We start from the raw sequence: 2,400 nt of genomic DNA, 5'->3' as shown, positions 1-2,400 counted from the left end.
TAGCGAGGGTGTTTTCAGTTGTAAAAAGAGGGACTCCATATGTTGTCCTAAATCAATATGCAGCTTAAAATTTAATGAGAAATTATTAGGATTTGATCTTGGAATACGTATAACCGTCAGTTACGGGTTAAATTAGCGATTATTTTCGGTTTGACACTGACTTTAGCAATTCCGAGTGGATTCGGATGTAGTCGAATCCGCCGTAATTGCGGTTATACATTGTTGTACACCGTTTTTATTCACGTTTCTCAAGTTCCGTTTCTAATTCAATTCTATCTTTTTTAATCATTCTCCTACCTTTATTATACTTGACATTCTTTTCGTCTTCTATTAGTTCTTCGATAAGAAATTCAAGCTCGGATTTTGTCAATTCCTTTGGCGTTTTTGTATAAATACTTTCGTCAATTTCTGATTTTTCCAGTTGAGAATTTTCTAATTCATTAATTCTTTCAGTCGGTTTTTCAGTTTCTACTTCGGTCAATTCATAACCAGATTTTGGCAATTCCTTTTTTCCGATAGTTTGCAGATAATCATTTAAAATCCGTTTTTCCACAAAGATTTTTCCTCCGCCAAATTTGTGTCGGTCAGACATATTTTTTTTAACTCCAGAAATCCAGTATTCATTTCCGGATTCAATTTCATAATAGTTTCCGCCCGAAACTCCAGTTCCATTTAAACTTTGAAATCCTTTACCATCAAAATAGACTGTTTTTCCACTTTTTGAGAATGAAACAAGTCCAATCCAAGCAGTTCCGTTATCCGAAAATCCGCTTTTTAATTCTATATATTTTAATTCTGTTCTCAATGTTTCTTAAATGGTGTACAACGGACTCGTATAACCGTCAGTTTACGGGTTAAAGTACGCAAATTTTTCGGTTAAGCACAGACTTTAGCAATTCCGAGTGGATTCGGACGTAGTCGAATCCGCCGTAATTGCGGTTATACATTGTTACCCAACGTTTTTGTTTTTTAATTGTCCGACTAATAATGTTATAAAACTCAATATCCAAATTCCAAATCCAATTCCAGGTTTTACGTTGGCATAAGCTCCGCCTTCATCTAAAGGTATTCTCGAAATTCCGAATGTGAAAAATCCAAATATTATTGTCAAAACAGATATTAGTATTTTAATATTTCTGATTTTATTCTCAAAAATCAAGTTGAAAAAATATAAGATGTTCGCAAGCCAAGGAAGGAAAATATAAATATCAAATTCAAACATTCCGATTAAGCCAAGAACCAATGCAAAAATTCCAATAACTTCAGCTCCGAAAAATATTGGCAGAGCTAATGCAACTCCATATAGAATCATTGAAATATTTTTGAAGGTCAGTTTTTTCATTTAGCCAATTGTCCTAGTCATTGCTATTGTCATCATTATTCCGATATATAAAAATGGAATTGCACTCAAAAAAATCCAAATCAGATTATTTTTCAGTTCAGTTTTATGTTTTGAAATCAAAAATATTGTGTTAATCAAAGACCATAAAACTCCACTGTAGAAAACAAATAATGAAATAGTACTTCCATATTGATAAATCCAAGTTCCACGATAAGGTTGAACCAAATATTTCAACAACATAGCGCTCAAACAAATTCCGATAATCAGAATTCCACTTTTTTTAGTCCAATTTATATTTCGAAGTGCTATGTTCAATGTTTTGTCAAATGTTGGGTAACGGTTTTGGCTATGGTTTCGTTGCGGGAAAATCCGCGAGGATTTTCCGCCGTAAACCGAAGATAGCAAATTTGCGAGGACTTTCCGCGAGGAAAGTCAGAAGCAATGAACTATAGCCGGTGTTGTAGGTAGTATTTTTATCTAAATCCAACTTCTTTTCTATTGTGAAAGTTTGTTTTAATTCCGTAAGTTTCCAAAATAGAACTAACTTTTTTAGAGTCAAGTCCGTTGCAATTAAATCGTAATTTTTTTCCGTTTTGTTCAATTTTAAAATGTGCTGGTGTTCGAGACATATACTCGTAATAAGTAACAATGTCTATTTTGTCAAAAGGGATTTCTTTTTTTTTAAGTCCGATTATAGCTAGAGGATATCTCACTATAATTTTTTTACTCTCAGAATCCAATATCACTTTTTTTATCCATTTTTTATTTATCGACAAGATTGCAATAAATCCAATTACAGCTATTCCAATAGTCAAAATTGGGTTTACCAAAAAGTAAATCGGTAAAATTGAGATTATTAAAGTCAAAATCAGGACTTTTAAAATTCCGCTAAAATATTCAGGTTCAAACTCCATTTCCTCGTTTTGTCAATATGTCTAGTCCTGAAATACGGCTACAGGTTAATAATTGATTTACGCTGTTTTTAAATATACCATATTTGGAGTTTTATAATCTAAAGATACATGTAATCTTATTTGGTTGTATAGATTAATTGCATT

General features: G+C 32.2%; 3 protein-coding genes. All 3 read right to left on the bottom strand.

The features are described from left to right. Nucleotides 1–235 precede the first annotated feature (235 nt). The 3 genes from J1D01_RS17305 to J1D01_RS17295 all read right to left on the bottom strand — a co-directional run bounded on the left by J1D01_RS17305 (nt 236) and on the right by J1D01_RS17295 (nt 2,256). On the bottom strand, nt 236–805 hold the full coding sequence (locus J1D01_RS17305; RefSeq protein ID WP_421151758.1) for a hypothetical protein: 570 nt from the start codon (nt 803–805) through the stop codon (nt 236–238). 144 nt (nt 806–949) lie between these two features. Beyond that, on the bottom strand, nt 950–1,342 hold the full coding sequence (locus J1D01_RS17300) for a hypothetical protein (protein ID WP_421151757.1): 393 nt from the start codon (nt 1,340–1,342) through the stop codon (nt 950–952). Between the two features lie 473 nt (nt 1,343–1,815). After that, nucleotides 1,816–2,256 (bottom strand): hypothetical protein, encoded by a 441-nt coding sequence (locus J1D01_RS17295; protein WP_421151756.1) that lies wholly within the window; start codon nt 2,254–2,256, stop codon nt 1,816–1,818. Nucleotides 2,257–2,400 lie beyond the last annotated feature (144 nt).

It is taken from the genome of Seonamhaeicola sp. NFXS20 (assembly GCF_049132085.1).
Taxonomy (GTDB): domain Bacteria; phylum Bacteroidota; class Bacteroidia; order Flavobacteriales; family Flavobacteriaceae; genus Seonamhaeicola.
Note: the sequence above shows the minus strand (reverse complement) of the source record. Positions and strands in the feature narration are given on the sequence as shown.

Coding starts and splice junctions, on each gene's coding strand:
- J1D01_RS17300 (WP_421151757.1), bottom strand. CDS start 1,342: ATGAAAAAACTGACCTTCAAAAATATTTCAATGATTCTATATGGAGTT.
- J1D01_RS17295 (WP_421151756.1), bottom strand. CDS start 2,256: ATGGAGTTTGAACCTGAATATTTTAGCGGAATTTTAAAAGTCCTGATT.